This is a genomic window from Pseudomonas lalkuanensis, from assembly GCF_008807375.1.
In the GTDB taxonomy this organism is placed as follows: domain Bacteria; phylum Pseudomonadota; class Gammaproteobacteria; order Pseudomonadales; family Pseudomonadaceae; genus Metapseudomonas; species Metapseudomonas lalkuanensis.
Window position 1 is genome coordinate 1,077,889 of sequence record NZ_CP043311.1, and the last position, 23,321, is coordinate 1,101,209.

The 23,321-nt window shown below is 64.9% G+C and carries 19 protein-coding genes and 1 tRNA gene; 9 read left to right on the forward strand and 11 right to left on the reverse strand.

Annotation, left to right across the window (positions count from 1 at the left end):
* Positions 1 to 87 precede the first annotated feature (87 nt).
* Together sbcD and FXN65_RS05175 are read left to right on the forward strand one after the other, a co-directional pair.
* Positions 88 to 1,308 carry an exonuclease subunit SbcD gene (gene sbcD / locus FXN65_RS05170; RefSeq protein ID WP_151132020.1) on the forward strand — a complete coding sequence of 407 codons (1,221 nt, stop codon included), beginning with the start codon at positions 88 to 90 and terminating at the stop codon, positions 1,306 to 1,308.
* Entirely contained in the window at positions 1,305 to 4,733 is a 3,429-nt protein-coding gene (locus tag FXN65_RS05175; protein WP_151132021.1) for an AAA family ATPase, read from the forward strand. The genes sbcD and FXN65_RS05175 overlap by 4 nt, the downstream gene beginning before the upstream one ends.
* Before the next feature lie 113 nt (positions 4,734 to 4,846).
* On the opposite strand, the gene rlmF is transcribed toward FXN65_RS05175, so the two are convergent.
* The 8 genes from rlmF to FXN65_RS05215 all read right to left on the reverse strand — a co-directional run bounded on the left by rlmF (position 4,847) and on the right by FXN65_RS05215 (position 14,088).
* Entirely contained in the window at positions 4,847 to 5,836 is a 990-nt protein-coding gene (gene rlmF / locus FXN65_RS05180) for a 23S rRNA (adenine(1618)-N(6))-methyltransferase RlmF (RefSeq protein ID WP_151132022.1), read from the reverse strand.
* Between the two features lie 56 nt (positions 5,837 to 5,892).
* The gene (locus tag FXN65_RS05185; RefSeq protein WP_151132023.1) at positions 5,893 to 6,453 is read right to left on the reverse strand and encodes a VTT domain-containing protein; all 561 of its coding nucleotides are present in this window, start codon (positions 6,451 to 6,453) and stop codon (positions 5,893 to 5,895) included.
* 34 nt (positions 6,454 to 6,487) lie between these two features.
* Positions 6,488 to 8,317 carry an SLC13 family permease gene (locus tag FXN65_RS05190; RefSeq protein WP_151132024.1) on the reverse strand — a complete coding sequence of 610 codons (1,830 nt, stop codon included), beginning with the start codon at positions 8,315 to 8,317 and terminating at the stop codon, positions 6,488 to 6,490.
* A 37-nt stretch (positions 8,318 to 8,354) separates the two neighbouring features.
* Positions 8,355 to 8,651, reverse strand: a complete 297-nt coding sequence (locus FXN65_RS05195) for a winged helix-turn-helix domain-containing protein (protein ID WP_151132025.1) — start codon at positions 8,649 to 8,651, stop codon at positions 8,355 to 8,357.
* A gap of 54 nt (positions 8,652 to 8,705) precedes the next feature.
* Complete coding sequence (locus FXN65_RS05200; protein WP_151132026.1) at positions 8,706 to 11,555, reverse strand: valine--tRNA ligase; 2,850 nt, start codon at positions 11,553 to 11,555, stop codon at positions 8,706 to 8,708.
* 118 nt (positions 11,556 to 11,673) lie between these two features.
* On the reverse strand, positions 11,674 to 12,174 hold the full coding sequence (locus FXN65_RS05205; RefSeq protein WP_151132027.1) for a DNA polymerase III subunit chi: 501 nt from the start codon (positions 12,172 to 12,174) through the stop codon (positions 11,674 to 11,676).
* A 13-nt stretch (positions 12,175 to 12,187) separates the two neighbouring features.
* A complete protein-coding gene (locus FXN65_RS05210) occupies positions 12,188 to 12,604 on the reverse strand; it encodes a DNA polymerase III subunit chi (RefSeq protein ID WP_151132028.1) in 417 nt (138 codons plus the stop codon).
* Complete coding sequence (locus tag FXN65_RS05215) at positions 12,601 to 14,088, reverse strand: leucyl aminopeptidase (RefSeq protein ID WP_151132029.1); 1,488 nt, start codon at positions 14,086 to 14,088, stop codon at positions 12,601 to 12,603. Before FXN65_RS05215 ends, FXN65_RS05210 begins: the two co-directional genes overlap by 4 nt.
* A 142-nt stretch (positions 14,089 to 14,230) precedes the next feature.
* Between FXN65_RS05215 and lptF the strand changes: the two genes are divergently transcribed.
* Together lptF and lptG are read left to right on the forward strand one after the other, a co-directional pair.
* On the forward strand, positions 14,231 to 15,352 hold the full coding sequence (gene lptF, locus FXN65_RS05220; RefSeq protein WP_151132030.1) for an LPS export ABC transporter permease LptF: 1,122 nt from the start codon (positions 14,231 to 14,233) through the stop codon (positions 15,350 to 15,352).
* Positions 15,345 to 16,406: an LPS export ABC transporter permease LptG gene (gene lptG / locus FXN65_RS05225; protein ID WP_151132031.1), complete on the forward strand. Its 1,062-nt coding sequence runs from the start codon at positions 15,345 to 15,347 to the stop codon at positions 16,404 to 16,406. The genes lptF and lptG overlap by 8 nt, the downstream gene beginning before the upstream one ends.
* Positions 16,407 to 16,455: 49 nt before the next feature.
* On the opposite strand, the gene FXN65_RS05230 is transcribed toward lptG, so the two are convergent.
* The 3 genes from FXN65_RS05230 to FXN65_RS05240 form a co-directional block, all read right to left on the reverse strand.
* Positions 16,456 to 16,953, reverse strand: a complete 498-nt coding sequence (locus FXN65_RS05230) for an RDD family protein (RefSeq protein WP_151132032.1) — start codon at positions 16,951 to 16,953, stop codon at positions 16,456 to 16,458.
* Between the two features lie 234 nt (positions 16,954 to 17,187).
* Complete coding sequence (locus FXN65_RS05235; RefSeq protein ID WP_016491057.1) at positions 17,188 to 17,400, reverse strand: cold-shock protein; 213 nt, start codon at positions 17,398 to 17,400, stop codon at positions 17,188 to 17,190.
* Positions 17,401 to 17,691: 291 nt separating this feature from the next.
* A tRNA-Leu gene (locus FXN65_RS05240) sits at positions 17,692 to 17,777 on the reverse strand.
* Between the two features lie 113 nt (positions 17,778 to 17,890).
* Between FXN65_RS05240 and queA the strand changes: the two genes are divergently transcribed.
* From queA to secF, 5 genes are all read left to right on the forward strand, one after another.
* Complete coding sequence (gene queA, locus FXN65_RS05245) at positions 17,891 to 18,940, forward strand: tRNA preQ1(34) S-adenosylmethionine ribosyltransferase-isomerase QueA (RefSeq protein WP_151132033.1); 1,050 nt, start codon at positions 17,891 to 17,893, stop codon at positions 18,938 to 18,940.
* Between the two features lie 14 nt (positions 18,941 to 18,954).
* Positions 18,955 to 20,070 carry a tRNA guanosine(34) transglycosylase Tgt gene (gene tgt, locus FXN65_RS05250; RefSeq protein ID WP_178119420.1) on the forward strand — a complete coding sequence of 372 codons (1,116 nt, stop codon included), beginning with the start codon at positions 18,955 to 18,957 and terminating at the stop codon, positions 20,068 to 20,070.
* Positions 20,071 to 20,125: 55 nt separating this feature from the next.
* A complete protein-coding gene (yajC, locus tag FXN65_RS05255; protein ID WP_151132035.1) occupies positions 20,126 to 20,464 on the forward strand; it encodes a preprotein translocase subunit YajC in 339 nt (112 codons plus the stop codon).
* Between the two features lie 62 nt (positions 20,465 to 20,526).
* A complete protein-coding gene (gene secD / locus FXN65_RS05260; protein ID WP_151132036.1) occupies positions 20,527 to 22,389 on the forward strand; it encodes a protein translocase subunit SecD in 1,863 nt (620 codons plus the stop codon).
* An 8-nt stretch (positions 22,390 to 22,397) separates the two neighbouring features.
* A complete protein-coding gene (secF, locus tag FXN65_RS05265) occupies positions 22,398 to 23,312 on the forward strand; it encodes a protein translocase subunit SecF (protein ID WP_151132037.1) in 915 nt (304 codons plus the stop codon).
* Positions 23,313 to 23,321: the final 9 nt, after the last annotated feature.

The window sequence follows — 23,321 nt, forward strand, 5'->3', positions numbered from 1 at the left end:
CTGGGAAGGATAGCGGCTCGGCGGTTGCCAGGCTGCCAAGGAAATGACAGGGTTGCCGGCATTTCCGTTCCGCCACAGTGATCCACGATGCGCATCCTCCACACCTCCGACTGGCACCTGGGCCAGCACTTCATGGGCAAGACCCGCCAGGCCGAGCACCAGGCCTTCTGCCGCTGGCTGATCGAACAGGTGCGCGAGCGCCAGGTGGACGCGGTGCTGATCGCCGGCGACGTCTTCGATACCGGCGCGCCGCCCAGCTACGCCCGCGAGCAGTACAACCAGTTCATCGTCGAACTGCGCGATGCCGGCGCCAGCCTGGTGGTGCTCGGTGGCAATCATGATTCGGTGGCCATGCTCGGCGAAAGCCGCACCCTGCTGGCGCAGCTGGACACCCGCGTGGTGCCGGCAGTGGGCGCCGAGCTCGACGAGCAGGTGCTGGTGCTGAAACGCCGCTCCGGTGCGCCGGGAGCGGTCCTTTGCGCCATTCCTTTCATCCGCCCGCGCGACGTGCTGCAAAGCCAGGCTGGGCAGAGTGCGGCGGACAAGCAGCTATCCCTGCAGCAGGCTATCCAGGATCACTACCAGCGGCTCTTCGCCCTGGCCGAGCAGCGCCGCGCCGAACTGGGCGGCGGTCTGCCCATCGTCGCCACCGGCCATCTGACCACCGTGGGCGCCAGTGCCAGCGAGTCGGTGCGGGAGATCTACGTCGGTGCCCTGGAGGCCTTCCCCACCAGTGCCTTCCCGGCGGCCGACTACATCGCCCTCGGACATATCCACAGGCCGCAGAAGGTCGGTGGCCTGGAACACATCCGCTACTGCGGCTCGCCCATTCCGCTGTCGTTCGACGAGGCGCGGCAGCAGAAGGAGGTGCTGCTGGTGGAGCTGGACAGTATCGGCCTGCACAAGGTGGAGGCGCTGCCGGTGCCGCGTTTCCAGTCCCTGCACTCCCTGCGCGGCACCCTGGCGGACCTGCCCGCGCAATTGACCGAGGTGGCCCGCGAGGGGACGCCGGAGCGCCCGGTGTGGCTGGAAGTGCTGGTCAGTGCCGACGATTACCTCAGTGACCTGCAGGCGCGCCTGGCGTCCCTTTGCGAAGGTCTGCCAGTGGAGGTGCTGCGCATCCGTCGTGAGCGCGGCAATGCCCTGCCGGGCCTTGTGCGCGAAGGGCGGGAGACCCTCGATGAGCTGAACCCGGAGGAAGTCTTCGACAAGCGGCTGGAGAGCGAGGAACTGGACGAGGCCCTGCGCGGCAACCTGCTGGGGTTGCACCGTGAAGTGCTGGCCGGGCTGCGGGAGGAACAGGCATGAAAATCCTCAGCCTGCGCCTTAAGAATCTCAACTCGCTGAAGGGCGAGTGGAGGATCGATTTCACCGGCGAGCCCTTCGCCGGCAATGGCCTGTTCGCCATCACCGGCCCCACCGGTGCCGGCAAGACCACCCTGCTGGATGCCATCTGCCTGGCGCTTTACCACCGCACCCCGCGCATGGGTACGGTCTCGGCCAGCATCAACGAACTGATGACCCGGCACACCGCCGACTGCCTGGCTGAAGTGGAGTTCGAAGTGAAGGGCGTGGCCTATCGCGCCTTCTGGAGCCAGCGGCGGGCCCGCGACAAGGCCGATGGCGGCCTGCAGCCACCCAGGGTGGAGCTGGCGCGGGTGCTGGATGGCGAGATCCTCACCGACAAGATCAACGACAAGCTCAAGCTGACCGAAAGCCTGACCGGTCTCGACTTCGAGCGCTTCACCAAATCGATGCTGCTGGCCCAGGGCGGTTTCGCCGCCTTCCTCGAAGCCAGCGCGAACCAGCGCGCGGAATTGCTCGAAGAACTGACCGGCACCGAAATCTACGGGCGTATTTCCCAGCGGGTGTTCGAGCGGACCCGTGAAGTTAAGGTCGGTCTGGATCAGCTGCGCGCCCGTGCCGAAGGCGTGGAGCTGCTCAACGAAGAGGCTCGTGCGGCCTTGCAGCAGGAGTCCGAAACCCTCGCCGGCGAAGAGCAACGGTTACAGGTCCACCAGGCTGACCTGCAACGCCAGCGCCAGTGGCGCGACGAGCTGGACAAGGCGCTGGCCCGCCAGCAGGCCGCCGAGCAGCAGGGCGTCGCTGCCCGCGCCGCGCTGGAGCAGGCGCAGCCGCAGCTGGCGCGCCTGGCCGCCAGCGAGCCGGCCAGCAAGCTGCTGCCGCTGCACCGCGACTGGCAGCGGGCCCAGCAGCAGCTGAATCAGGATGAAAGCGAGCTGCGGGTCACTCGTCACGACCTGCAGGGCCTGGCAGAGCGCATCCTCGACCAGCTCTGGCAAGGTGCACAGCTGGGGGGACAGTGGGTGCAGGCCCGGCAGAATGCCCTTGGAAGCCTCCAGATCGAGCGAGAGGCCCTGGAGAGGCGTCTGGCCGAACAACCCCAGCGAGCACGGCTGGGCGAGCACCTGGGGGCCTGGAAGGCCGAATTCAGTGCATTGGCCCGACGCGAGGCGGAGCTGGCCGAACTACGCAGCGTCCAGGCGGGACAGACGCGCCAGGCCAGCGAACTGACGGCTTGCCTCGAGCTGGCCCGTACCGCATTGGAAGGCGCTCGGAGCGAACAGGAACAGGCCCAGCAGGCGGAGGCCGAAGCACAGGGCCGGCTCGATGCGCTGCTGGGCGGGCAGGACGATGCCGCGCTGCGCAGCCAGTGGCAGCAACTGCTGGAGCGCGGCCGCCAACTGGAGCGCCTGGAGCAACTCTCCCAGCAGCGCCGGCAACTGGCCGAGCGACAGGCGCGAGCCCGCGAGCAACTGCGGCCCGTGCAGGACGAGCAGAAGGCCTTGAGCGAACAGCGCGAAGGCCTGCGTCGTCGATTCGCCGAGCTCAAGCAGCAGATCGCCGACAAGGAAAAACTCCTCGAACAGGAGCAGCGCATCCAGCAGCTGGAGGCCTATCGCACGGCCCTGCAGCCCGGCGAAGCCTGTCCGCTGTGCGGCTCCCACGAACACCCGGCCATCGCCGAATACCAGGCCCTCAACCTCTCCGCCACCCAGCAGGGCCTGCAGGACTGCAAAGCCGTCCAGGACGAGGTTCGTCAGCAGGGCGAAACCCTGAGCAGCCGGCTGGCCGCCCTGGATGCACAGGTCGCGCAGCTCAACGAGGTGCTGCAAGGGGGCGAGGTGGAACAGCGCGAGTTCGTGGAGCGCTGGCGCGAGCTGTGCCAGGCGCTGGAGCTGCAGGTACCTGACCTGGCCGCCTTGCAGGCCGAGCTGCTGGGCCACGCCGAGCGGCTGCAGGCGCTGCAGGGGCGGCTGTCGCAACTGGACGCGCTCAAATCCGCCCTGGCGTCGGCCCGAGACCTGCGCCAGCAGCGCGAAAGAACGCTGCATGACTGCACCAGCCAGCTTGCACTGCTGGAAAAGGAACAGCAGGGATTGCGCCAGCAGGAGCAGGTCACCCTCCAGCGCCTGGAACAGCTGGACGCCCGGCAGCGCGAGGCTCGCGAACAGCTGGCCGCAGGCCTGGCACCCCTTGGCTACAGCCTGCCGGAGGCCGGGGATGCCTGGCTGGCCGAGCGCGAGGCCGAATGGCTGCAATGGCAGAAGGACCAGGCGGCGAGCCAGCAACTGGACGGTCAGCTGCGTGACCAGCAGCACGCACTGGAAATCGCCCGCGAACAGGCCCGCCTGTGGCTGGGGCGCTGGCAGGCGTCCGGCCACACCGAACAGGCGCCCCTGGCGCCCGTGAGCGATCCCCAGGCGGCGCTTGCGACCGTGAACGCGGAACTGGAGGCGGCGCAACAACGGCTCAACCAGCTCAAGGGCACCGAGCGCAGCCAGGACCAGCGGGTCCGGGAAACCCGGCATCAGCTGCACCTGCAACTGGATGCCTGGCGTCAGGGCCTGGCAAACAGCCCCTTTGCCGACGAGGCGGCCTTCCTGGCCGCATTGCTGGACGATACCGAGCGCGACGCCCTGCTGGCGTTGCATCAGCGTCTGAACCGCGAGCTGGGGGATGCCGACGCCTTGCTGGCTGATGCCCGGGCCCTGGCAGAGAGCCTGCAGGCTTCGCCTCAGCGTGCACTGGACCGCGAGCGGCTGGAAGCTGAATGGCAGGCCCTGACCGAAAGGATGCGCGGGCTGAGCCAGCGCCAGGGTGAAATTCGTGCCCAGCTTTCCGGCGATGAGCAGCGCCGGCAGGGCCAGCAGGCACTGTTCGCCGAGATTGCCCGGCAGGAAACCGAGTACGACCTCTGGCAACGCTTCAATGGCCTGGTGGGCTCGGCCGACGGCGCCAAGTACCGCAAGTTTGCCCAGGGCCTGACCCTGGACCATCTGGTTCACCTGGCCAACCTGCAGTTGCAACGTCTTCATGGCCGTTATCAACTGGCTCGGCGCCACGGCGGCGATCTGGAGCTGGAGGTGGTGGATACCTGGCAGGCCGACGTCGTCCGGGACTGCAAGACCCTGTCCGGCGGCGAGAGCTTCCTGGTCAGCCTGGCGCTGGCACTGGCGCTATCCGACCTGGTCAGCCACAAGACTAGCATCGATTCGCTGTTCCTCGATGAGGGCTTCGGCACCCTGGATGGCGAGACCCTGGAAGTCGCGCTCGACGCCCTGGATGCACTGAACGCCAGCGGCAAGATGATCGGCGTGATCAGCCACGTGGAAGCCCTGAAAGAGCGCATCCCGGTGCAGCTCAAGGTGCACAAGGGCGTGGGCATGGGGTACAGCCGGCTGGATGCCTGCTTCGCGGTCGGGGCGTAGATCGGGCGATCGCTGTGGGAGCGAATGCATTCGCGATTGAAATCGCTCCCACAGGACAGGTGACACGGACAGCCCCCTCTCCGGCTTGCGGGAGAGGGCAGGGGTGAGGGTGATCAGCCCCAGCGTTCCTTGCGCCAGGCTTCGCGCCGTGCGGCATCGAGGAAGGTCCAGGCGACGAAGCGGCTCTGCTTCTGGCCCTGGGCCATCTCCCGTGTGCGGATTTCCACGGCGTCGCTGCGCCGCAGGCGGGCTTCCATACCGGGCAGGTTGCCGCCTTTGGATACCAGACTGCTGAACCACAGCACCTGTTCCTTGAACTGCACGCTCTCGTCGACCATCCGTTGCAGGAAGCCGGCTTCGCCGCCCTCGCACCAGAGCTCAGCGCCCTGGCCGCCGAAGTTGAGCACCGGCAGCTTGCGCTTGGGGTCGAGTTTGCCGAGGTTCTTCCACTTGCGCTGGCTGCCACGGGTGGCTTCCTCCAGCGAGCTGTGGAAGGGCGGGTTGCACAGGGTCAGGTCGAAGCGCTCACCCGGTGCGATCAGGCCCTTGAAGATGTTCTTCGGCTGGGCCTGCTGGCGCAGGTCGATGGCGCTGTCCAGCTGGTTGGACTGGACGATGGCGCGGGCCGAGCCCAGGGCGGTGCCGTCGATGTCGGCGCCGGTGAAGTGCCAGCCGTATTCACTGTGGCCGATCAGCGGGTAGATGCAGTTGGCGCCGACGCCGATATCCAGCGCCTGGATGCCTTTGCCACGGGGAACCTGCCCGCCATTGCCGTCGGCCAGCAGGTCGGCCAGGCCGTGCAGATAGTCGGCGCGACCGGGAATGGGGGGGCAGAGGTAGCCGGCGGGGATATCCCAGTGGCGGATGCCGTAGAACTGCCGCAGCAGCGCCCGGTTGAATACCTTGACGGCCTCCGGGTCGGCGAAGTCGATGCTCTCCTTGCCGTAGGGGTTGGTGATGACGAAGCGCGCCAGCTCCGGGCTGCCCTGGATCAGCTTGGGGAAGTCATAGCGGCCCTGGTGGCGGTTGCGCGGGTGCAACTGGCCCTTGGCGGCGGGCGGCTTGGCGGTGGCGGGATGGGGGCGCTTCGGTGGTTGCGGCATGGTGGCGGTGTCGGCAGGGGGAAACGCGGAATTTTCCCACAGGCGGGGAGCTCGCGTCAGGAAAGGTGAAGGGCTTGGCCCAGGTAATCGAAGAACAGGCAGTAGACCGCAATGGGCAGTGGGAGGCCGAGCAGGGTTCCCGTCAGGTAATGACGAAAGCGCACGCCACTGAGGCTGAGGGCGTAATTGAGCGCGGGCAGCGTCTGGAACAGCACTCGCAACAGTGTGATGACCGCCACCGGGCGCTCGTCGAGGTGCGCGAGGATGCGCTGTGCCAGCCGGCTGTCCAGTTCGCGCAGGACACTGCCACCCAGCAGCCGCATCAGCACGAAAGTTGAACAACAGGAGAAGGTCGCCGCCAGGTAGGTGGCAAGACCGCCCCAGAAGCGCCCCAGTGCCAGCACGGCGGCGGCGAGGAAGATCCAGCCGGGGATCTGGATCAGGTTGCCGAGGGCGAATAGCAGCGCGAAAAGCACAAGGCCCCAGCCCTTGTGGGCCAGCAGGATGTCACGGAGATACTGGAGGCTCAGGTGCTCTCGCAGCCCGCTGAACTGGAAAGCCGCCAGCAGCAGGCCAAGGCACAGGGCTACCAGCAGCAGGCGGTGGTACTTGTGCATGAGCAGGCTCCGGCGTCGTCCCTTTCATTGAAGCTCAGAGCGGGAACACCAGCGGTACCAGGAACACACTGACGATCATCACCAGGACGGTAAATGGAACACCTACCTTCACGAAGTCCCCGAAGCGGTACTGGCCGGGGCCCAGCACCAGGGTGTTCACGGGGGACGAAATGGGCGTCATGAAGGCTGCCGAGGCTGCCAGGGCTACGATCATGGCGAAGGGATAGGGCGACATTCCCAGTTGCTGGGCTGTGGCGATGGCCACCGGGGCCATGAGCACGGCGGTGGCGGTATTGGAGATGAACAGGCCGATCAACGCCGTGACGATGAACAGGCAGGCGAGCATGGCGTAGGGGCCGGCGTTGCCCAGCACCGCCACCAGCCCCTTCACCGCCAGGTCGATGCCTCCGGTCTGTTGCAGGGCCTGGGCGAAGGGCAGCATGCCGACGATGAGGATCAGGGTCGGCCAGTGAATGGCGCGGTAGGCGCTGTCCAGGTCGATGCAGCGGAAGGCACCCATCAGCAGGCAACCGATCAGCGCGGCCATCACGTTGGGCACCAGGCCGCTGACCATCAGGAAGATCATCACCGCCAGGCTGAGCAGCGCGTAGGGCGCCTTGCGCGCGGTGGGAGCCACTTCGTCCACCTCGGCGGGCAGGCTCAGCACGAGGAAGTCGCGGCTCTGGCCCTGCAACTGGTGGATGGCCTTCCATTCGCCGGCTACCAGCAGCATGTCGGAGGCCTTCAGTTTTTCGTCCACCAGTACGCCGTCCAGCGCGTCTCCGTGGCGGCGCAGGCCAACCACATTGAGCTTGTGGCGGGAGCGGAAGCCCAGCTCCTGGATGGTCTTGCCCGGCAGCTTCGATTCCGGTGGCAGCGCCACTTCGGCCAACCCCAGCTGGTGGGCGTGCAGGCTGTAGTAGGAGGAGGGCAGCGGCAGGGGTTCCAGGCCCAGCTCCTGGTAGGCGCCGAGCAGGCCGATGGTGGGGCTGGCGAGGTCCACCAGCAGTACGTCGCCGGGTTCCAGCAGGGTGTCGCCGGTAGCCATCAGCAGGAGCGTGCGGAAACGACGCTGGCGCTCGACGGCAATCACGTTGATGCCGTACTGCTTGCGCAGCTCCAGTTCGTTGAGGGCCTGGCGCGCCAGCGGCGAGTCTGCGCGCACCTTGAGGCGCCGTTCCCGTTCGTTGAGCGCGTAGGCCGTGGCCAGGTCGGACAGGGTCAGGCGCGGCACGGCGGCAGCTTCGTCGCTGCCCCGGGGTGTGAGCCAGTGCCGGGTCAGCAGCATGTAGACGATGCCCAGGGCCAGCACTGCCAGGCCCACCGGGGTCAGGCTGAAGAAGCCGAAGCCGTCCAGGCCGGCGCGGCGCAGCTCGCTGTGCACCACCAGGTTGGGGGCGGTGGCGACCAGGGTGAGCATGCCGCTGATCAGGCCGGCAAAGGCCAGCGGCATCATCAGTCGCGCAGGGGCGATCTTCAGGCGCGCGGCGACGCCGAGGGCGACGGGAATGAAGATGGCCACCACGCCGGTGGAACTCATCACCGAGCCGAGGCCGGCGGCGGCCAGCATCAGCAGTACCAGCAGGCGCGTTTCGCTGCTGCCGGCGCGTGCCACCAGCCAGTCACCGAGGCGATAGGCGATGCCGGTGCGGACCAGGCCGTCGCCGATGACGAAGAGGGCGGCGATCAATACCACGCTGGGATCGCTGAAGCCGGCCAGGGTGTGCTGGATATCGAGGATGCCGGTCAGCGGCAGGGCGACTATGACCAGCAGGGCGACCACGTCCATGCGTGGCTTGTTGAGGATGAACAGGGTGATGGCGACCACGAGCAGGCCAAGCACCATCAGCAGATCGAGGTTCAAACGCGACTCCCAGGTTCCTTGCGGGGGCGGCAGTCTGTCAGGGGTAGTTCAGGACCGCCTTGATCTGATGCAGGTTAGCGGCGATCCAGTGCTTGTCGATGGCACCCCAGTCGCGGATCACGTAGTGCCCGGCGTTGTTGCGCTCGCCGGACTGCTGCTCGAAATGGCAGTCGATATCCAGCTCGCCCAGGGCCAGCAGCGTGTCCTGCGCCGTACGGCGAGGCATGCCGGTGGCCTCCATGATGGCCGGGACGCTGGTAGCGGCGCCGCTGTCGATCAGCCAGGCCACGTAGAGGCGGCGGTAGAAGCTGGTCTTGGTCTTGCTGGTTTCCATGGACTGTCCTTCGGCAGAAAGAACAAGGCCCGCAATAGCGGGCCTCGTCGGGGGTTACAGGCTGGCGATTCGCGAGCGCTGTTCGGTCAGGTTGGCCAGGGCCTGTTCGGCCTCGGCCAGCTTGGCGCGTTCCTTCTCGATCACCTCGGCGGGCGCCTTGGCGACGAAGCCTTCGTTGCCCAGTTTGCCGCCGACACGTTTCACTTCACCGTCCAGGCGCTGGATTTCCTTGTCCAGGCGGGCCAGTTCGGCGTCCTTGTCGATCAGGCCGGCCATGGGCACCAGCACCTGCATGTCACCCACCAGGGCGGTGGCGGACATCGGTGCTTCTTCGCCAGCAGCAAGGACGCGAATGGTCTCCAGCTTGGCCAGCTTCTTCAGCAGCGGTTCGTTGTCGGCCAGCCGGCGACGGTCTTCGTCGTTGGCATTGGCGAGGATGATGTCGATGCGCTTGGCCATGGAGATGTTCATCTCGCCACGGATCTGCCGCACGCCGAGCATGAACGCCTTGACCCATTCGATGTCGCCTTCGGCAGCGGCATCGATGCGCTCTTCCACGGCAACCGGCCAGGGTTGCAGCATCAGGGTGGCGCCGTTCTTGCCGGCCTGGCCCTTGATGCGCTGCCAGATTTCTTCGGTGATGAAGGGCATGAACGGATGCGCAAGGCGCAGGGCCACTTCCAGCACGCGGATCAGGGTACGGCGGGTGCCGCGCTGGCGCTCGATGGGGGCGTTCTCGTCCCACAGCACCGGCTTGACCAGTTCCAGGTACCAGGCGCAGTACTGGTCCCAGACGAACTCGTAGAGGGTCTGGGCGGCCAGGTCGAAGCGGAAGCCGTCCAGATGACGGGTGACTTCGGCTTCGGTGCGCTGCAGGGCGGAGATGATCCAGCGGTCCACGGAGGACAGTTCGACCGGCTCGTCGTTGACGCCAGTGTCCTGGCCATCAGTGTTCTCGATGACGAAGTTGGCGGCGTTCCACAGCTTGTTGCAGAAGTTGCGGTAGCCCTCGACGCGGCCCATGTCGAACTTCACGTCACGGCCGGTGGAGGCCAGCGAGAGGAAGGTGAAGCGCAGGGCGTCGGTGCCGTAGCTGTTGATGCCTTCGGGGAACTCGGCCTTGGTCTGCTTGGCGATCTTCTCGGCGAGCTTGGGCTGCATCATGCCGCTGGTGCGTTTTTCCAGCAGGGTGTCCAGGTCGATGCCGTCGACGATATCCAGCGGGTCCAGGACGTTGCCCTTGGACTTGGACATCTTGTGGCCCTGGGAGTCGCGCACCAGGCCATGGACGTAGACGGTCTTGAACGGAACCTGTGCGCTGCCGTCCTCGTTCTTCACCAGGTGCATGGTCAGCATGATCATGCGGGCGACCCAGAAGAAGATGATGTCGAAGCCGGTGACCAGCACATCGGTGGGGTGGAAGGTCTTGAGGAACTCGGTCTGTTCCGGCCAGCCCAGGGTGGAGAAGGTCCACAGGCCCGAGCTGAACCAGGTGTCGAGCACGTCTTCGTCCTGGGTCAGTGGGAGGTCGCCCAGGTTGTGCTTGGCACGGACCTCGGCTTCATTGCGGCCGACGTAGACATTGCCTTCCTCGTCGTACCAGGCCGGGATGCGGTGGCCCCACCACAGCTGGCGGCTGATGCACCAGTCCTGGATGTCGCGCATCCAGGAGAAGTACATGTTTTCGTACTGCTTGGGCACGAACTGGATGCGGCCGTCTTCCACGGCGGCGATGGCAGGTTCGGCCAGCGGCTTGGTGGAGACGTACCACTGGTCGGTCAGCCAGGGCTCGATGACGGTGCCGGAGCGATCGCCCTTGGGCACTTTCAGCGCGTGGTCCTCGATCTTTTCCAGCAGGCCGAGCTGCTCGAAGGCGGCGACGATCTGCTTGCGCGCCTCGAAACGGTCGAGGCCGGCGAACTGGGCCGGCAGGCTGCCGTCCACGTCGTGATTGACGTTGCCGTCGAGGTTGAACACCTGGGCATGGGCCAGCACGGCGGCGTTCTTGTCGAAGATGTTGATCAGCGGCAGGTTGTGGCGCTTGCCGACTTCATAGTCGTTGAAGTCGTGGGCCGGGGTGATCTTCACGCAACCGGTGCCGAATTCGGGGTCGCAGTACTCGTCTGCGACGATCGGGATGCGGCGGCCCACCAGGGGCAGCTCGACGAAGGTGCCGATTAGGTTCTTGTAGCGCTCGTCTTCCGGGTGCACGGCAACGGCGCTGTCACCCAGCATGGTTTCCGGACGAGTGGTGGCGACGATCAGGTAGTTCTTGCCGTCGGCGGTCTTTTGGCCGTCGGCCAGCGGATAGCGCAGGTTCCACAGGCTGCCTTTCTCGTCGTGGTTTTCCACTTCGAGGTCGGAGATGGCGGTGTGGAACTTGGTGTCCCAGTTGACCAGGCGCTTGCCACGGTAGATCAGGCCATCTTCATGCAGGCGCACGAAGGCTTCCTTCACCGCGTCTGACAGGCCGTCGTCCATGGTGAAGCGCTCGCGCGTCCAGTCCACGGAGGAGCCGAGGCGGCGGATCTGACGGGTGATGGTGCCGCCGGACTGTTCCTTCCACTCCCAGACCTTCTCGAGGAACTTCTCGCGGCCGAGGTCATGGCGGCTGACGCCCTGGGCGGCCAGCTGGCGCTCCACCACCATCTGGGTGGCGATGCCGGCATGGTCGGTGCCCGGCTGCCACAGGGTGTTGCGACCCTGCATGCGGCGGAAGCGGATCAGGGCATCCATGATGGCGTTGTTGAAGCCATGACCCATGTGCAGGCTGCCGGTCACGTTCGGCGGCGGGATCATGATGGTGTAGGGCTCGCCGGAACCTTGCGGGGCGAAGTAGTTGTTCTTCTCCCAGGTCTGGTACCAGGAAGTTTCGATGGCGTGGGGCTGGTAGGTCTTGTCCATGGTTCGGCGGGGACCCTAGAGGCGTCTGAACGGGAAAACGGGAGAGTATAGCGGCAACGAGGCGTCGAAAGAATTGGCGCGCGTTGCGGGCGCGCCCGGTGGCACCGGGCGCGGTGGATTACTGCCGGCGGGGTGGCAGCAGGCGGGTCAGCCGGGCTTCGAGGCGACGCTTGAGCTCGGCTTCGATCTGCGGGACGAAATCGTCGATCACATCCTGCAGGATCAGCTGTGCGGCGGCGCGCAACTCGTTGTCCAGTCGTACCAGCTCGGGGTTGGCGGCAGGCGTCATGCGCTGGCGGATGGCATCCGCAATGGGTTGGGTGGGCGCCAGCGCAGGTGCGGGAGCACCCTCGACCGGCGGAGTCGGAGTCGGGGCCGGGGCCGGAGCGACCGGGGCTGCCTGGAACAGGGGCCGCGGCGGGGCTGGCGGCGTCTCGGCGGCCGGAGGCACGGGCACGGGCTCGACTATCTCGGACAGGAGTGGAATGCCATCGGCATCCAGGGTCTCGGTGAGCAGGGGAGGTTCTGCGCCATTGGGCTCGTCACCGAGCAAGGCTCGAATGGATTCGAGGTCGTCCAGCAAGTGTGCCGGCTTGGGGGGGAGCTTGGGGGTATCCATGGTACGGCTACGGCTAGAGTTCGACTCGTTTCGGATCATAGCCCCGCTGCCGGTAGCTGCGGAAATTCTCCCGGCAGGCGGCAAGCAGGGCGGGTTCCTGGTTGACGATCTCGATGACCCGGCTGAAACGGTCGACGTGGGGGGAAATGGTCGAGGCGAGGTTGATCAGCAGGCCTTGCCGGGTGGCCGGCGCTTCGTCCAGGGCCAGCACCACCGGGGCGTCGGCGTCGTCGTCGATGAGGCTGTGGGGGATGAAACTTTCGGCGCGAAAGCGCCAGAGCAGCGCGTCCAGCTCATCGCGCTGGGCGGCATCGGTACAGCGCAGCAGGACCGGCAGCCCATGCCTCCAGCCCTTGGCGGCCAACTGGCAGGCCGCGCGCAGGCGGTCCACCGGGTTGGCCGACGAGAGTACATAGAACTCTATCCTCACTTGATGCGGTCCAGCAGGTACTGGGTGAGCAGCGGCACCGGACGGCCAGTGGCGCCTTTATCCTTGCCACCGCTGACCCAGGCGGTGCCGGCGATGTCCAGGTGCGCCCAGTGGAACTTCTTGGCGAAGCGCGACAGGAAGCATCCGGCGGTGATGGTGCCGGCCTTCGGACCGCCGATGTTGGCGATGTCGGCGAAGGGGCTGTCCAGCTGCTCCTGATACTCGTCGAACAGCGGCAGCTGCCAGGCGCGGTCGTCGGCGTATTCGCCGGCCTTGAGGATCTGCTTCACCAGTGCGTCGTTGTTGCCCATCAGGCCCGAGGTGTTGCTGCCCAGGGCGACGATGCAGGCGCCGGTGAGGGTGGCAATGTCGATCACTGCCTGGGGCTTGAAGCGCTCGGCATAGGTCAGGGTGTCGCACAGCACCAGGCGGCCTTCGGCGTCGGTGTTGAGGATCTCGACGGTCTGGCCGCTCATGGTGGTGACGATGTCGCCCGGACGGGTGGCGCCGCCGCTGGGCATGTTCTCGGCGCAGGCCAGCAGGCCCACCAGGTTGATCGGCAGCTGCAGTTCGAGCACGGCGCGGAAGGTACCGAGCACGCTGGCGGCGCCGCACATGTCGTACTTCATCTCGTCCATGCCGGCAGCCGGCTTGATGCTGATGCCGCCGGTGTCGAAGGTGATGCCCTTGCCGACCAGGGCGAAAGGTTTCTCGTCCTTCTTGCCGCCCTGGTAGTTGAGCACGATCATTCGCGGCGGCTGCTCGCTGCCCTGGGCCACGGCGAGGAAGGCGCCGGCACCCAGTTCCTTGAGTTTCTTCTCGTCCAGCACTTCGACCTTGAGGTTCTTGTGCGCCTTGGCCAGGGCCTTGGCTTCTTCGGCGATGAAACTGGGATGGCAGAGGTTCGGCGGCAGGTTGCCCAGGTCGCGGGTGAAGGCCATGCCGTTGGCGATGGCCTGGGCGTGCAGGCTGCCACGCTCGACGTCGGCCTGGTCGGCCTTCTCCACCAGCAGGGTGACTTTCTTGAGGGCCTTGGGCTCGGCCTTCTGGCTCTTGAAACGGTCAAAGACGTAGGCGCCGTCGGCCAGGGTTTCCACCATCAGGCGGGCCTTGCCATAGGCGTCGCGGCCCTTCACCGCAAGCTCGGACAGGGCCAGGGTGGCGTCGCTGCCGCCAAGGCCCTTCAGCACGCCGTTCGCGGCGGCGATCATTTTGCGGAACTGGCGGTCAGAGAGCTCGCGCTCCTTGCCGCTGCCCACCAGCAGCACGCGCTCGGCTTTGAGGTTGGGGAGGCTGTGCAGGAGCAGGGTCTGGCCTACCTTGCCGGCCAGGTCGCCGCGCTTGAGCAGGGTGCTGATGGCACCGCCAGCCGCAGCGTCCACGGCCTGGGCGGCTGCGCCGAGCTTGCGTCCTTCTCCGACGGCGACGACCAGCGTGGCGGTTTTCAGAGTTTCCAGACGGGCGCTTTTGACAAGGAATTCCATGACATGTGTCCCCAAGACAAAGAGCCGGGATTGACGGATAATGCCGGCTATTTTTTCAGTGGCCCGTCAGAACGGCGGGCTGGCCATAAAGCGGCTAGTTTGAGCGTAGCCGCCTGAGCCTGACAACCCTGGAGTGTCTGGTTTGATTGTCTTCCGTTATCTCTCCCGCGAGGTTCTGGTCACCCTGAGCGCGGTCAGTGCCGTGCTGCTGGTGATCATCATGAGCGGCCGTTTCATCAAGTATCTGGCGCAGGCCGCACAGGGAGCCCTGGACCCCGGCGTGCTGTTCCTGATCATGGGGTTCCGGATTCCCGGCTTCCTCCAACTGATCCTTCCCCTCGGGTTGTTCCTCGGTTTCCTGCTGGCCTATGGCCGGCTCTACCTCGAAAGCGAAATGACCGTCCTGAGCGCCACGGGCATGAGCCAGCAGCGCCTGATGGCCTACAGCCTGGCACCGGCCCTGCTGGTCGCGCTGCTCGTGGCCTGGCTGAGCCTGGGCCTGGCGCCCCAGGGCGTATCCCAGGTGGCGCGCATCCTCAATGAGCAGGACGCCCTGACCGAGCTGGATACCCTGGTTCCCGGACGCTTCCAGGCCCTCAAGGGCGGTGGCCGGGTGACCTACACCGAAACCCTGTCCGGTGATCGTGGCGAGCTGGGTGGCGTGTTCATCTCGGAAAAACGCATTTCGCGGCAGGACGGCAAGGACCGTGGGATTGGCGTGCTGGTGGCGGAGAAAGGCCACCAGGAGATCCAGCCGGATGGCAGCCGCTACCTGATCCTCAAGAACGGTTACCGCTACGACGGCAATCCCGGCAAGGCGGACTACCGCATCATCCAGTACGAAACCTACGGCGTGCTGCTGCCCAAGCCGGAGATCAGTTCCGAGATCGGCGAGCGCGAGGCGGTGCCCACGTCCGAGCTGATCGGCAGCAACGACCCGCGCTACCAGGCCGAGCTGCAGTGGCGTTTGTCCATTCCGTTGCTGGTGTTCGTGGTCACCCTGCTGGCGGTGCCGCTGTCCAAGGTCAATCCGCGCCAGGGCCGCTTCCTCAAGTTGCTGCCGGCGATCCTGCTTTATATGGCCTACCTGGCCCTGCTGATCGCCGCGCGTGGCCAGCTGGACAAGGGGCGTATCCCCATGTCGGTCGGCCTGTGGTGGGTGCACGGCCTGTTCTTCTCCGTCGGCCTGTTGTTGTTGTACTGGGAGCCTCTGCGCCTGAAGTGGGCGGCTCGTCGTGATGCCCGTGAGGTGGCCCATGGTTAGGTTGGATCGTTACATCGGCACCAGCGTGTTCTTCGGCATCCTCGCGGTGCTGGGGATCATCGTCAGCCTCGCCGCGTTGTTCGCCTTCATCGACGAACTGGGCGATGTGGGCGGCGACTACGACGTGCTGGCCGCTGCCTGGTACGTCTTCCTCACCCTGCCGCGCCGTATCTACGACATGCTGCCCATGGCGGCACTGATCGGCAGCCTGATCGGCCTCGGTACCCTCGCCAGCAGCAGCGAGCTGACGGTGATGCGTGCCGCCGGCGTCTCCATCGGTCGCATCGTCTGGGCGGTGATGAAACCCATGCTGGTGCTGATGCTGGTGGGTGTGCTGATTGGCGAGTATGTCGCCCCCTGGAGTGAGAACCTGGCTCAGGCCAATCGCTCTCTCGCCCAAGGTGGCGGGGACGCGCAGAGCTCCAAGCGCGGTCTCTGGCATCGCCAGGGCGAGGAGTTCGTCCACATCAACGCCGTGCAGCCCAATGGCGTGCTCTATGGCGTGACCCGCTACCACTTCGACGGTGAGCGTCACATGCAGTCGGCCAGCTTCGCCAGGCGCGCGCTGTATCAGGGCGACTTCTGGCAACTGGAGGATGTGACCACGACCCATTTCCGTGGCGATCACACCGAGGTGGTCAACAGCGTTACCGAGCGCTGGGATGTCGAGCTCAAGCCGGAATTGCTCGGCACCGTGGTCATGGAGCCCGAGGCGCTGTCGATCACCGGCCTCTGGCGCTACACCCACTATCTGGCGGAACAGGGGCTGAACAACGGTCGTTACTGGCTGGCGTTCTGGACCAAGGTTCTGCAGCCCCTGGTCACCGCAGCCCTGGTGCTGATGGCGATCTCGTTCATCTTCGGCCCGCTGCGCTCGGTGACCCTTGGTCAGCGGGTATTCACCGGCGTGGTGATCGGCTTCGTGGTGCGCATCAGCCAGGACCTGCTCGGACCCTCGAGCCTGGTGTTCGGCTTCTCGCCGCTGTTCGCGGTGCTGGTGCCGGCGGGCGTCTGTGCCCTGGCTGGCATCTGGTTGCTGAGGCGCGCGGGCTGAGTCGTAATCGACGCAAGAAAAAGCCGGCTTTCGCCGGCTTTTTCGTGGGTCATTTCTTGTGTGCGTCCTTGGGTATGCGGACCACCTGGGTTTCGGAATAGATGTCGTGCCAGGTGCGCTTCTGTTTGTCCCAGAGGCTCCAGAAGAAGCCAAGGCCCAGCACCAGCCAGGAACCGATGGCGATCACGAAACGCAGCAGCGCCTGCCACAGGCTGATGGCCGAGCCGTCCTTGTTCTGTACGCGGATGCCCCAGACTTGCATGCCGAGGGTCTGCCCGTTGTGGGTCCAGAACTTGGCGAAGAAGCCGAACAGCGCGAAGACCAGCAGTGTGGAGAGCAGCGGATCGCCCGAGAGGGCGCCCTGGTCGGCCAGCTGGCGCAGGCGCTCGCCGCCGTAGATCAGGCGCAGCACTACCTGTTGGTAGATCAGGGTAACCACCATCAGCAGGGCAACGCAGAGAAGGAAGTCGTAGAAGATCGCGGCGAAGCGGCGAACCAGCCCGGCGGCAGGGAAATCGCCCTGGGGGCGCAGCTGATATTTCGGCATTGCGGGCTCTTGGCATGTGGACGGCACGCCATTCTAACAGCCGAACGGGTGGGGAGCTGTTAATGAGCATTGCTCGATTTGTTCGCCCCACGGGGCCCATCACGCACAGGCGAGCTTCAACGAAGTATCACGTGTGAATCCAGTGCTTGCCTCGGTGCCGGGGCTTTCGTCGATCTGCGGGCATAAAAAAACCCCTGATGTTTCCATCAGGGGCTTTCGGCGACGCTCAGGTAATTAGTTAACTACCTGAACCTTGTCAGCCTGCATGCCTTTCTGGCCTTGTACGGCTTCGAAGGTGACCTTCTGGCCTTCTTTCAGGCTACGGAAGCCGGAGCCTTCGATAGCGCGGAAGTGAACGAACAGATCCGGGCCGCTTTCCGGGGTGATGAAACCAAAACCTTTCTCGTCGTTGAACCACTTGACGGTGCCGGTTTGACGATTCGACATATCTTTTTCCTTGAAACTGAAGTTGATGACAGCCTGCTGTTCACTGACGCGGCAGAAGGGCTGGAAACTGGTTGCAAAGAGGTAAGAGAAGTCGAGCGGGATGTAGCGGATCTGGTGATCTACCGCATCAGGTCACGATTCAACAGCGACCCATGCAAACACAGTTGCCCAACTCTACGTAGTTTTTGAGGAATTGCCAATCCCCGTTAGGCCAATCTTTACCGGCGGTAGATTGCCTTGCAAACGAGCGGGGAAGCGCGGGAGGAAGCCTTTGCAGGCTTGGAGATATCGTGGTGCCCCGGGAGAGACTCGAACTCTCACTCTGTCGCCAGAAACGGATTTTGAATCCGCCGCGTCTACCATTCCGCCACCGAGGCACGATGGCGGCGCAGTATAGGGAGGCGCTCTGGGCCGGTCAATCCGTCTTCGTGGTCAGGAATGGGCATTTCCTGTACTATCTGCGCCCCTGCGATACGACCCCCCACCCACCATGCGCGTAGCCGACTTCCACTTCGAGCTTCCTGAAGCTCTTATCGCCCGTCATCCCCTGGCCGAGCGCCGCGCCAGCCGTCTCCTCGTGCTGGATGGCCAAACCGGCGCACTGAGCCATCGCCATTTCGCCGACCTGCTGGAGTACCTGCGCCCGGGCGACCTGATGGTGTTCAACAACACCCGGGTGATTCCCGCGCGCCTGTTTGGTCAGAAGGCCTCGGGCGGCAAGCTGGAGATACTCGTCGAGCGGGTGCTGGACAGCCATCGCGTGTTGGCCCACGTGCGTTCCAGCAAGTCGCCCAAGCCGGGCTCGACCCTGTTGATCGACGGCGGCGGCGAAGCCGAGATGATTGCCCGGCATGACGCTCTGTTCGAGCTGAAGTTCGCCGAGGAAGTACTGCCGCTGCTGGAGCGCGTCGGCCACATGCCGTTGCCCCCTTATATAGACAGGCCTGATGAGGACGCCGACCGCGAGCGTTACCAGACCGTCTATGCCCGCCACGCGGGCGCTGTTGCAGCGCCGACCGCCGGGCTGCACTTCGACCAGGCCCTGCTGGACGCCGTCTCTGCCAAGGGTGTGGAGAGTGCTTTCGTTACCCTGCATGTCGGCGCCGGCACGTTTCAGCCGGTGCGGGTAGAGCGCATCGAGGACCACCACATGCACTGCGAATGGCTCGAAGTGGGCCAGGACGTGGTGGATGCCGTGGCCGCCTGCCGTGCTCGCGGCGGTCGGGTCATCGCCGTCGGCACCACCAGCGTGCGCTCCCTGGAAAGCGCCGCACGGGATGGCCGGCTCAAGGCCTTCAGCGGCGACACCGACATCTTCCTGTACCCGGGCCGGCCCTTCCATGTGGTCGATGCCCTGGTCACCAATTTCCACCTGCCCGAATCCACGTTGCTGATGCTGGTGTCGGCCTTCGCCGGTTATCCGGAGACCATGGCTGCATACGCCGCCGCAGTGGAGCAGGGCTACCGATTCTTCAGTTACGGTGATGCCATGTTCATCACCCGCAATCCCGCCCCGCGCGGACCCGAGGACCAAGCATGACGCGCACCTGCCGGATGAACTTCGAGTTGCTGGCCACCGACGGCAAGGCCCGTCGCGGCCGCCTGACCTTCCCCCGGGGTGTGGTCGAGACGCCCGCCTTCATGCCAGTGGGAACCTACGGCACCGTGAAGGGAATGCTGCCGCGCGATATCGAAGGCATCGGCGCGCAGATCATTCTCGGCAACACCTTCCATCTCTGGCTGCGGCCGGGCATGGAGGTGATCAAGCGGCACGGTGACCTGCATGACTTCATGCAGTGGCAAGGTCCGATCCTCACCGACTCCGGCGGCTTCCAGGTGTTCAGTCTGGGCGCCATGCGCAAGATCAAGGAGGAGGGCGTGACCTTCGCCTCTCCGGTAGACGGCGCCAAGGTGTTCATGGGTCCTGAAGAGTCCATGCAGGTCCAGCGTGACCTGGGCTCCGACATCGTGATGATCTTCGACGAGTGCACGCCCTATCCGGCGGACTTCGATACCGCCAAGCGCTCCATGGAGCTGTCGCTGCGTTGGGCCAAGCGATCCAAGGTGGCCCACGGTGAAAGCACCGCCGCGCTCTTTGGCATCGTCCAGGGCGGCATGCACGAGGAGCTGCGCACGCGCTCCCTGGAAGGTCTCGGCGAGATCGGCTTCGACGGTCTGGCGATCGGCGGCCTCTCCGTGGGCGAGCCGAAGGAAGAGATGATTCGCGTGCTGGACTACCTGCCCGGCCAGATGCCGGCGGACAAGCCGCGCTACCTGATGGGCGTCGGCAAGCCGGAAGACCTGGTGGAAGGCGTACGTCGCGGTGTGGATATGTTCGACTGCGTGATGCCGACCCGTAACGCGCGAAATGGCCACCTGTTCATCGACACCGGCGTGCTGAAAATCCGCAATTCGGTGCACAAGCATGACGAGTCCCCGCTGGACCCCACTTGCGATTGTTACACCTGCAAACACTTCTCACGCGCCTATCTGCATCATCTGGACAAATGCGGCGAAATGCTCGGCAGCATGTTGAATACAATCCACAACTTGCGGCATTACCAGCGCCTGATGGCTGGTTTGCGCGAGGCAATTCAACAGGGTAAATTGGCCGCCTTTGTCGATGCCTTCTATGCCAAGCGCGGACTACCGACTCCGCCCCTGGACTGATAAAGCCGCATTTTTCCAGAGTCGATTTTTCATATTTCCGCAACAGGAGTGCTAAATGAGCTTTCTGATTCCCGCCGCCTATGCCGACGCTGCAGCGCCGGCTGCTGCCGGCCCCGCCGGTACCGGCTTCGAGTGGGTTTTTCTGATCGGTTTCCTGGTCATCTTCTACCTGATGATCTGGCGTCCCCAGGCCAAACGTGCCAAGGAGCACAAGAACCTCCTCGGCAGCCTGCAGAAGGGCGACGAAGTGGTCACCTCCGGCGGCATCGCTGGCAAGGTCACCAAGGTCGCCGATGACTTCGTGGTCGTCGAAGTGTCCGACAACGTAGAGCTGAAGTTCCAGAAGGCGGCTATCGCGGCGACCCTGCCGAAGGGCACCCTGAAAGCCATCTAAGGATCCATGGATCAACACCGACGGGGCGCCAACAGGCGCCCCGCGTCATAACGGGCGGAGTCATGCTCAACAAGTACCCACTGTGGAAATATCTGCTGATCCTGGCGGTGCTGGCGATCGGCCTGGTCTATTCCGCACCCAATCTCTATCCGGACGATCCGGCGATCCAGATCAGCGGCGCCAGCACCGCGCTGAAGATCCAGCAAGCCGACCTCGACAAGGCGAACGAAGCCCTGAAGCAGGCCGGCATCGAACTGAAATCCTCCAGCATCGGCCAGACCGGCGGCCTGCTACGTCTGACCAAGCTGGCCGACCAGCTCCCGGCCAAGGACGTGGTGCGCAAGGCCCTGGGCGATGACTACGTCGTCGCGCTGAACCTGGCTCCGACCACTCCGGACTGGCTGCGCAAGCTCGGCGCCTCGCCGATGAAGCTGGGTCTCGACCTCTCCGGTGGTGTGCACTTCCTGCTGGAAGTGGACATGGAGAAGGCTGTCGATGCGCGCCTGAAGATCTATGAAGGCGAAGTCCGCACCCTGCTGCGCAAGGAACGTGTCCGCTACCGCAGCCTGCCGGCCCAGGAGAATGGCTTCCAGCTCGGCTTCACCGACCAGGAGTCCCTGGACAAGGCCCAGTCGCTGATCCGCAAGAGCTTCAATGATTTCGATATCACCACCTCCGCGCGTGGTGATCAGCAGGTCCTGCAGCTGGCCCTCACCCAGGCCAAGCTGGCCGAGATTCGCGAATACTCGATCAAGCAGAACCTGACTACCGTCCGCAACCGCGTCAACGAACTGGGTGTCGCCGAGCCGCTGGTGCAGCGCCAGGGCGCCAACCGCATCGTGGTCGAGCTGCCGGGCGTGCAGGACACCGCTGAAGCCAAGCGTATCCTCGGCAAGACCGCCAACCTGGAGTTCCGCCTGGCCGCTGAACCGACCGCCAGCAAGGCGTCGACCGAATCCTTCGAATTCCGTGAGCCGGGCCGTCCCGCCGTGCCGCTGGAGCGCAGCCTGATCATCACGGGTGACCAGGTGACCGACGCCCAGGCGAGCTACGACGAAAACGGTCGTCCGCAGGTGAATATCCGCCTCGACGGCCACGGCGGCGAGCTGATGAGCCGTGCCACCCGCAACAACGTGGGTCGCAGCATGGCGGTGATCTTCATCGAGCAGCGCCCGGTTACCCGCTACGTGACCCAGGATGTCGACGGCGTCCAGAAGGAAGTGGCGGTGCAGAGCTTCAAGGAGGAAAAGAAGATCATCAGTCTGGCGACCATCCAGTCGCCGCTGGGTAGCCAATTCCGCATCACCGGCCTGAACGGCCAGGGTGAATCTTCGGAACTGGCCCTGCTGCTGCGTGCCGGTGGTCTGGCTGCGCCGATGTACTTCGCCGAAGAACGCACCATCGGCCCGAGCCTTGGCGCCGAGAACATCATCAAGGGCATCGAATCCACCGAGTGGGCGATGGTCTTCGTTTCGCTGTTCATCATGGCCATTTACCGCTTCTTCGGCTTCCTTGCCACCATCGCCCTGGCGTTCAACCTGGTGCTGCTGGTGGGGCTGATGTCGGTGATCGGTGCCACCCTGACCCTGCCGGGGATCGCCGGTATCGTGCTGACCCTGGGCATGGCGGTGGACGCCAACGTGCTCATCTACTCGCGGATTCGCGAGGAGCTGGCCAATGGCCTGTCGGTTCAGCGTGCGATTCACGAAGGCTTCGACCGCGCCTACACCGCGATCGTCGACAGTAACCTCACCACCCTGCTGGTGGGCGGCATCCTGTTCGCCCTCGGTACCGGTCCGATCAAGGGCTTTGCCGTGACCATGTCGCTCGGGATCATCACCTCGATGTTCACCGCCATCATGTTCACCCGCGGCATGGTCAACCTGATCTTCGGTGGCCGCAACTTCAAGAAACTGTGGATTTGAGGCCTGTCATGATCAAGTCAACCATCCGTTTCATGGCGATACGCAACGTTGCGTTCGCCATTACCGTGATCATCAGCCTGATCGGTATCGGCAGCCTGTTCGCCAAGGGTCTGAACTTCGGCCTGGACTTTACCGGCGGTACCCTGATCGAGCTGTCCTACGAGAAGCCGGCGAACCTCGAACTGATCAAGCAGGAGCTGGGTCAGGCGGGCTATCCGGACGCCGTGGTGCAGAGCTTCGGCGCCTCCACCGATGTGCTGGTGCGTCTGGCTGGCGAAGACCCGCAACTGGGCAACAAGGTTGCCGACGCCCTGCGCAAGGTCGACGCAGAGAGCAAGTTCGAGCTCAAGCGCGTTGAGTTCGTCGGCCCGCAGGTGGGCGAGGAGCTGCGTGACCAGGGTGGCCTGGCCATGCTGCTGGCCCTGGGCGGCATCCTGCTGTACCTGGCCTTCCGCTTCCAGTGGAAGTTCGGTGTCGGTGCCGTGGCCTCGCTGGTCCACGACGTGGTTGTGACTCTGGGTATCCTGGCGTTCTTCCAGATTCCCTTCGACCTCACCGTCCTGGCAGCGGTCCTGGCGATGATCGGCTACTCGCTGAACGACACCATCATCATCTTCGACCGTATCCGCGAGAACTTCCGCGTGCTGCGTCGTGCGGACCTGATCGAGAACATCGACGTGTCCTGCACCCAGACCCTGCTGCGGACCATTGCGACTTCGATGTCGACCGCTCTGGCGCTGTTCGCCCTGCTGGTGTTCGGTGGCGACAGCCTGCATGGCTTCGCCCTGTCGCTTCTGGTCGGTGTGGTGGTGGGTACCTACTCCTCCATCTACATCAGCGCCCCGGTGCTGATCTGGCTGAAGCTGACCTCCGAGGACCTGATTCCGCCGGCGAATACCGCCGAGGTCGACGATCGTCCCTGAGGTGTTCGA

Excerpts from the sequence above, each read along its gene's own strand:
- sbcD (WP_151132020.1), top strand. The coding sequence starts at position 88 with ATGCGCATCCTCCACACCTCCGACTGGCACCTGGGCCAGCACTTCATG.
- FXN65_RS05175 (WP_151132021.1), top strand. The coding sequence starts at position 1,305 with ATGAAAATCCTCAGCCTGCGCCTTAAGAATCTCAACTCGCTGAAGGGC.
- rlmF (WP_151132022.1), bottom strand. The coding sequence starts at position 5,836 with ATGCCGCAACCACCGAAGCGCCCCCATCCCGCCACCGCCAAGCCGCCC.
- FXN65_RS05185 (WP_151132023.1), bottom strand. The coding sequence starts at position 6,453 with ATGCACAAGTACCACCGCCTGCTGCTGGTAGCCCTGTGCCTTGGCCTG.
- FXN65_RS05195 (WP_151132025.1), bottom strand. The coding sequence starts at position 8,651 with ATGGAAACCAGCAAGACCAAGACCAGCTTCTACCGCCGCCTCTACGTG.
- FXN65_RS05200 (WP_151132026.1), bottom strand. The coding sequence starts at position 11,555 with ATGGACAAGACCTACCAGCCCCACGCCATCGAAACTTCCTGGTACCAG.
- FXN65_RS05205 (WP_151132027.1), bottom strand. The coding sequence starts at position 12,174 with ATGGATACCCCCAAGCTCCCCCCCAAGCCGGCACACTTGCTGGACGAC.
- FXN65_RS05215 (WP_151132029.1), bottom strand. The coding sequence starts at position 14,088 with ATGGAATTCCTTGTCAAAAGCGCCCGTCTGGAAACTCTGAAAACCGCC.
- lptG (WP_151132031.1), top strand. The coding sequence starts at position 15,345 with ATGGTTAGGTTGGATCGTTACATCGGCACCAGCGTGTTCTTCGGCATC.
- FXN65_RS05230 (WP_151132032.1), bottom strand. The coding sequence starts at position 16,953 with ATGCCGAAATATCAGCTGCGCCCCCAGGGCGATTTCCCTGCCGCCGGG.
- FXN65_RS05235 (WP_016491057.1), bottom strand. The coding sequence starts at position 17,400 with ATGTCGAATCGTCAAACCGGCACCGTCAAGTGGTTCAACGACGAGAAA.
- queA (WP_151132033.1), top strand. The coding sequence starts at position 17,891 with ATGCGCGTAGCCGACTTCCACTTCGAGCTTCCTGAAGCTCTTATCGCC.
- tgt (WP_178119420.1), top strand. The coding sequence starts at position 18,955 with ATGAACTTCGAGTTGCTGGCCACCGACGGCAAGGCCCGTCGCGGCCGC.
- yajC (WP_151132035.1), top strand. The coding sequence starts at position 20,126 with ATGAGCTTTCTGATTCCCGCCGCCTATGCCGACGCTGCAGCGCCGGCT.
- secD (WP_151132036.1), top strand. The coding sequence starts at position 20,527 with ATGCTCAACAAGTACCCACTGTGGAAATATCTGCTGATCCTGGCGGTG.
- secF (WP_151132037.1), top strand. The coding sequence starts at position 22,398 with ATGATCAAGTCAACCATCCGTTTCATGGCGATACGCAACGTTGCGTTC.